Here is a 6,111-nt window from a genome sequence, read left to right as displayed (position 1 = left end):
AACAGACTGGTGGCTTGATGCTGCATCAGGAGCTGGAACTGAGGGAGCTGGCGCGCGTGGCCGGCAAGAAAATTGAGAAAGTCCCACTGCGGCATGAGCGCCACAAACTTGCAGGTGGCCGGGACATGGCGGAAGTCTGCTACTCCGAAGGGCCGGCCCCCGAAGAGCATGCCAGCAGACTCGATGCGCTGGTGCGGCAGTCGGAGAAACTCGTTCAGCAGCCCCAGTTCGCGCAGAACCTCAAGAGTGGAGGGATGGACCGTGTCTCCGCGAAAATCCCTGAAAAAGTCCCCATGTTTCTCCAGCACCGTTACCGCCACGCCGCGGCGCGCAAGCAGATAACCCAACATTACGCCGGCCGGGCCGCCCCCAACCACGCAGCAGGTGGTCTGGATGTTTTCAACTCCCATACGGGTTCGCCTCCTTTTAAATGAGTACGAGATTTCACTCGGGAGGTTTCTTGCGGTAGGGAGAGCGTGGAGGATCACGGTGCGCGCAGCAAAAAGGCCATCCTCGGGGGATGGCCCTATTTTGCAGATGTCTCGATGCGTCTCGGGATCTTACCCCCGTAAGCGACTACTTGAACGAGGCGATGCCGCTGGCTTCGTCTTCGTAGATATCGAACACAGTGTAGAGCTTGGTCAGCTGCAGAACGTCCTTCACCTTCTTGTTCAGACCCAGCAGCTTCACGCTCGCGCCCTGATTTTTGGCCGTGGTGAAAGCGCTCACCAGTTCGCCCAATCCCGAGCTATCGATGTAGTTGACGTCACTCATGTTCAGCAGGATGCTCCTCGACCCTTTGCTGATCAGATCGCGAACGGCCTCGCGCAACTGCACACTGCCCTCGCCCAAGGTGATCCGCCCGCTGAGATCCAGAACGGTGACGCCGTCCACTTCACGGGAAGCAATAGTAAGTGCCACGGAAATTCCTCCTTTTCAGGTACTACGGTTATAGCACCCGCTCGCTGGGGCGTGGAAAACACTTGTGCAAATCGGTTGTTACCACCGGTGCAAAAGGTACTCCACACTGGCGCGCGCTGTGCTTTAGCTCGTCTCGCCCAATGGCGCCAGATGCTTTACCAGCGTCAGCTCGGTTCCAGGATGCAGTTGCCGAAAGTTTACCTCATCCATCATGGAGCGGATGAGAAAGATGCCCCGCCCGGTACCGCGCAGCAGATTTTCCGGGTCTCGAGGATCGGGCAGTTTGTCCGGATCAAGTCCAATCCCCTCGTCTGCGACGGTGAACACCAGCTTTTTGCCGGTGTTTTCCCACGTAAAGGTGACGTGCTTGGCCGGGTCGTATTCGTTTCCGTGAAGCACGGCGTTGACGGCCGCTTCCCGCACTGCCATGGTCACGTGAAAGCTTGCGTCCTCGTCCAGCCCGGCCTCGGCGGCGATCTTCTCTGCCATGGCCTCGATTTCGCTGACGCTCTCCATCGTGGAGCTGAGGCGGATGGTCCGCCGTGCTTCAGTGGGCTCGCTCAACAGTTTCCAACCCCGCAATCTTGCCGCGAACCGGGCATGCCGGCCGGCCTTGCTGCTAACAGGAATCCTGACGGAAGTTTCTTAGCTGGAGTGGATTGTGTCAAGAAGCGCCGCATCAGGAAGAGATCGCATCGGGTTGGCGAAGGGGATTCGTGCGGCGCCGCGAGCCTACTCAAACCGTCTACACTCATCCTGATGCCGCCTCGCGTCACAGCCCGCGTGAGTCTTACCACCTTGCTCGGGACGCCCGTAACCGACGCCCATGGGCATCTGCGGGGCAGGCTGAAAGATGTGGCCGTCGCTACCGGCCCGGACGCCGGCAAAGTGGCCGGCCTGGTACTCAAGTCGCGCTCCGGTCTGTGCCTTATCCCCTCGCACGAAGTGATGGAGACGCCCGCTGGCACGCTCGAACTACGCTCCCCTAGTGCACTTTCTCCTCTCAAAGAAGATGGAAGTTTCCTCTATTTACAGCAGGATCTTGTTGACCGGCAGATCATCGATATCCACGGCCGTAAGGTAGTCCGGGTGAACGATGTCGAACTCGAATGGATGGGTCACGGCTCAGCTCATCTGCTGCGGGTTGCCGAGGTCGAGGTCGGGATGCGCGGGGCGGTCCGGCGCATCTTCAAGGGGATGCTGCCGCGCACGCGAATTGAGCAGATTGCCGCCCGGTTCGCGCCTAAAGTTATTCCCTGGCAGTTCGTCGACGTCATCGAGGTCGATCCTGCCCGCCGCGTCAAGCTGCGCATTGAGTACGAGCGCCTGGCCGACATGCACCCATCTGACCTGGCTGACATTCTCGAAGACCTTTCGCCCGCCGAGCGCGAGGCGGTCTTCCAGTCGCTTGACGAGGACGTGGCGGCCGACACCTTGGAGGAGGTCGATCCGCGCTTGCAGGTCTCTCTGCTTGAAAAGCTCGATGAAGAGAAGATTGCAGACATTGTGGAAGAGATGGATCCTGGCGCTGCGGCCGATCTGCTCGCCGAGCTTCCGGAGGAGCAGTCCGACGCCATTCTCGAGGAGATGGAGCCCGAGGAGCGCCAGGAGGTGGAAGAACTGCTCGAATTCGACGAGCGCTCCGCCGCCGGGAGCATGACCACGGAGTTCGTCTGGGTGCACGTGAATGCCACGGTGTTGGAAGCCGTGCAAGCGCTGCGCAGCTTCGACGGCGATGCGGAGTCGGTCACCGAAATCTATCTGCTGGCCGACAAAAAGGTCCTCAAAGGCGCTGTGCCGCTGGCCCGGCTGATCATGGCGCAGCCTGATACCCGCATGACCGTGCTGGCTGACGCTCGCGTGCTCTCGTGCCCGGCCGACCTCAACCAGAACGAGTTGGCCGAAATATTTGACAAGTACAACCTGCACGCTCTGCCCGTTGTGAACTACCAGGGCCGCATGGTGGGGGTGGTCCAAGCCGACCACGTGATCAGCTATCTCCGCGAACGGCTTTGAAATCCCATCCCGGAACTAGCCCGGGGCTATCGCGGAAAATTGTCGGCGCCCGTCACCGCGCCGCGCAGTGAAAAGGCGCTATGATGCCTGCCGGATTGCAACGGACTTACCCGGAATCTGTGGGCCGCGCCGCGCTGCGGAATCCTGAAAGACGTGGGTCATGGAAGCAAAAGCAACACTGTTGGGTGCGGTCATCGAAGGCAGAATCGGCACTATCACGCTGAATAATGCTGCGAAGCACAATTGCCTGAGCGAGGCGATGATTGACGATCTGTGCTCCTCTCTTGAACAGATGACGGCGCACGAGGTGCGCGCTGTCATCGTGCGCGCGCAGGCCGGCTCAAAGGTGTTTTCCGCCGGAAACGATGTGCGCGAACTCCCCACCCATGGGCGCGACCCGCTTACTTGCAATGATCCGCTTCGCCGCGCCGTTCGCGCCGTTGAGCTGTTTCCTGCGCCCGCGATTGCTATGGTGGAGGGCAGTGTGTGGGGCGGCGCCTGCGAACTGGTGATGAGCTGCGACCTGATTGTGGCTGCTGATGATTGCACGTTTGCCATGACGGTTGGGAAAATGGGCGTGCCGTACAACATCTCCGGTGTGCAAAATCTGATGAACACTTGCGGCATGCCGCTGTGCAAGGAGATGCTTTTTACTGCCCGGGCCATGCCCGTCCAGCGGCTGGTCGACCAGGGCATCGTAAGCCATGCTGTACCCCGTGCACGTCTTGAAGCCGTCACCTTCAATATTGCTGAACAAATTGTGAAGAACTCACCGCTGGTTATCGCCATTACTAATGGAGGAGTTACGGCTGCTCTCCGCCTCGCACAATCTCGGTCCGGAGACCTTTGAGCGCGTCCAAGCCATGCGCCGCCATGTTTATGACAGCGGCGACTATCAGGAGGGTATTCGCGCGTTTTTTGAGAGGCGCTCGCCGCGCTTTCAAGGTAGGTGAACCGAAATTCACCTCCTGGCGGTCAACCTATGCGGATCACCGGCCATCCCATCCCGAGGGGGTTCGCCCCGAGTCGATCATGACCGCCGAAGCTCGTCCTCAATTCCGCAACCGCATCCTGCGCCGCCTTTCGGGGAATGGCTCTGACAGTTTGCGTCATCTCCGTGCCATGGATTTGCCCCTGGGGATGGTGCTGCGGGAGCCAGGCGGAGACGACAGGCTGGTTTACTTCGTTGAGGAAGGAATGGCTTCTGCCACGGCTCTCACCAGGCAGGGAACGCACATCGAAGTTGGGCTGATCGGACGAGAGGGCTTCGTTGGACTTGGGTCTTTGCTAGGCCATCCCGGCATGCCGCACCATACCATGATGCAGGTGGGAGGCCGCGGTCATTCGCTGCCTACGGAGTTGTTTCGGGCTGAGTTTGCAAAGTCCGGTGCGCTGGCAGCCGCGGTGCATGACTTCACCTATGCCCAGCTCATCCAGGCCGCCCAGACGGCGCTCTGCAACCGCCTGCACGAAACCGAGCCGCGCCTGGCCAAATGGTTGCTCACCACGTCTGATGTCACCGATTCGCCCACGCTGCACATCACCCAGGAGTTCATGTCGCAGATGATCGGGGCGGAGCGGTCCAGCGTCACGCTGGCCGCGGGCGCTCTCAAGCGCGCCGGGCTCATCGACTACAGTCGCGGCCTTGTGGAGATCATCAACCGGCCCATGCTCGAGGATGCCGCCTGCGAGTGCTATCACGTTCTGCGCGAAGAATATGCGCGGATTTACCGCGCCGATTAAGCGTCTGTGGGTTAGCACACAGATTCCGCACCCACATACCCGGTACAACAGAATCATCACTGCTGTTGTTCGGGTTCTATGTTCAGGCAAATTCGCAGGACCATTCCTAAAAATTCCGAAGTCCGGGTGCTTCTGATCAGCGATGATCCGGAGCTCGCTGAAGCGCGTACTCTCCTTGTCGAGAGCGCCGGCTTTGTTGTGGAGCATTGTGCCGGCTGGCAGCTCCGCGAGTACTCCACCCTCAACCAGTTCGACATTTTCTTCCTGTGCCAGACCATTGATCCGCAGAGCGCCGGGGAATTGGTCATCCGCATCCGGCGTGAAGCTCCCCTCAGCCGAATCCTGCGCGTGCGCTCCAAGCGTGCGGATCACGACCACCTAGCTAATTTGTATTTGACCGCGCCGGTCGAACCTCCGGACCTGATCCATGCCATGGAGTTCCTCGCCTATATGGCCCCGGAAGCGCGTCGAGACACGAAAGATGCCCAAAGAACGGGGCCGCACGCAGGTTCCCAACGTCGTAATCCAGCCGCTTCATGCCGCTTCGATCGGGCGTTCCACAGGGGGCAGCCATCGTAGTATTCTGACGGCCGCCACGTTCCCATTCGCTGGAGGTCGAGCGCGAGAAGGTCGCTGTAGAGGCTATGGACAAGGCAAAGCCGCTCTCCGCCTCCGCTCCTCAGATCGAGAAGGACTATATCGCAGCGCTCGGCCGCCGGTTTACGCATGAAGCAAATCCGGATTATCAGCAACTCAACGCGAACTATGCGATGGCGATGCGTGATCTCTCGACAAGGTATCCGGACGATCTGGACGCGGCGACGCTCTGTGCCGACAGTATGATGAACCTGCGTCCGTGGTAGCTGTGGAACGCCGACGGCACCCCGGCTCCGGGTACTGAGGAAATCGTTTCTACGCTGGAGTCCGTGCTGCGCCGCGATCCCAATCACATCGGCGCGATGCATTTCTACATTCACGCAGTCGAGGCTTCTACGCCTGCAGAGGGAATCTTCATGCCGGTTGAGAATCATTCGCGACGGGTTAATTACAAAGCAAATGCGGTGCTCTGTGCCCGCATAGCCGCTGCGAAAGGCGACACGCAGCGCGCCATCGAGTTGCTCAGGGATGCAGTCGCGAACCAGGACCAGCTTCTCTACGACGAGCCAGCAGACTGGTATTACCCGGTTCGCGAGTCTCTCGGTGGGCTCCTTCTACGAAACGGCGATCCCGTTTACCGGTGATCCCTCTCACACGCCAGACGCTGCCGCGAGAGCAGTTCCGCCTCCGCCCCGGCGGCGAAGATAGGCCTCGACCAGCACCACATTAATCGAAAACCCAATCCAGAAAGCCACCCCGAAGAACTGGCTCGGCTGCCAGTGCGTCAGGCGGCTGGTGGCGAAGAATACCCCCATCACCGGCCGCGTCGTGGCA

9 protein-coding genes and 1 pseudogene are annotated in these 6,111 nt (G+C 60.0%); 6 read left to right on the top strand and 4 right to left on the bottom strand.

The window, feature by feature from the left end; genetic code table 11:
* The 3 genes from VGL22_RS14825 to VGL22_RS14815 form a co-directional block, all read right to left on the bottom strand.
* Window positions 1–410 (bottom strand): FAD-dependent monooxygenase (locus tag VGL22_RS14825; RefSeq protein ID WP_465267714.1); only part of this gene is annotated, 410 nt, incomplete at its 3' end.
* Window positions 411–576: 166 nt separating this feature from the next.
* The gene (locus VGL22_RS14820; protein ID WP_465267713.1) at window positions 577–921 is read right to left on the bottom strand and encodes an STAS domain-containing protein; all 345 of its coding nucleotides are present in this window, start codon (window positions 919–921) and stop codon (window positions 577–579) included.
* Between the two features lie 123 nt (window positions 922–1,044).
* Window positions 1,045–1,485, bottom strand: a complete 441-nt coding sequence (locus VGL22_RS14815; RefSeq protein ID WP_465267712.1) for an ATP-binding protein — start codon at window positions 1,483–1,485, stop codon at window positions 1,045–1,047.
* A 219-nt stretch (window positions 1,486–1,704) separates the two neighbouring features.
* Here VGL22_RS14815 and VGL22_RS14810 point away from each other — a divergent pair, with 219 nt between their 5' ends.
* The 6 genes from VGL22_RS14810 (at window position 1,705) to VGL22_RS14785 (ending at window position 5,921) form a co-directional block, all read left to right on the top strand.
* Window positions 1,705–2,937: a magnesium transporter MgtE N-terminal domain-containing protein gene (locus tag VGL22_RS14810; RefSeq protein ID WP_465267711.1), complete on the top strand. Its 1,233-nt coding sequence runs from the start codon at window positions 1,705–1,707 to the stop codon at window positions 2,935–2,937.
* A gap of 160 nt (window positions 2,938–3,097) precedes the next feature.
* The gene (scpB, locus tag VGL22_RS14805) at window positions 3,098–3,787 is read left to right on the top strand and encodes a methylmalonyl-CoA decarboxylase (protein WP_465267710.1); all 690 of its coding nucleotides are present in this window, start codon (window positions 3,098–3,100) and stop codon (window positions 3,785–3,787) included.
* Between the two features lie 182 nt (window positions 3,788–3,969).
* The gene (locus VGL22_RS14800; RefSeq protein ID WP_465267709.1) at window positions 3,970–4,680 is read left to right on the top strand and encodes a Crp/Fnr family transcriptional regulator; all 711 of its coding nucleotides are present in this window, start codon (window positions 3,970–3,972) and stop codon (window positions 4,678–4,680) included.
* A 78-nt stretch (window positions 4,681–4,758) separates the two neighbouring features.
* Window positions 4,759–5,259: a response regulator gene (locus VGL22_RS14795; RefSeq protein ID WP_465267708.1), complete on the top strand. Its 501-nt coding sequence runs from the start codon at window positions 4,759–4,761 to the stop codon at window positions 5,257–5,259.
* Window positions 5,260–5,324: 65 nt separating this feature from the next.
* Window positions 5,325–5,543: a hypothetical protein gene (locus VGL22_RS14790; protein ID WP_465267707.1), complete on the top strand. Its 219-nt coding sequence runs from the start codon at window positions 5,325–5,327 to the stop codon at window positions 5,541–5,543.
* A 63-nt stretch (window positions 5,544–5,606) separates the two neighbouring features.
* Entirely contained in the window at window positions 5,607–5,921 is a 315-nt protein-coding gene (locus VGL22_RS14785; RefSeq protein WP_465267706.1) for a hypothetical protein, read from the top strand.
* A gap of 6 nt (window positions 5,922–5,927) precedes the next feature.
* On the opposite strand, the pseudogene VGL22_RS14780 reads toward VGL22_RS14785, so the two are convergent.
* Window positions 5,928–6,111 (bottom strand): annotated as a pseudogene (locus VGL22_RS14780) (hypothetical protein); the annotation flags it as partial.

The sequence above is a fragment of the Occallatibacter sp. genome (genome assembly GCF_036502485.1).
Classification (GTDB): Bacteria; Acidobacteriota; Terriglobia; order Terriglobales; family Acidobacteriaceae; genus Telmatobacter.
Note: the sequence above shows the minus strand (reverse complement) of the source record. Positions and strands in the feature narration are given on the sequence as shown.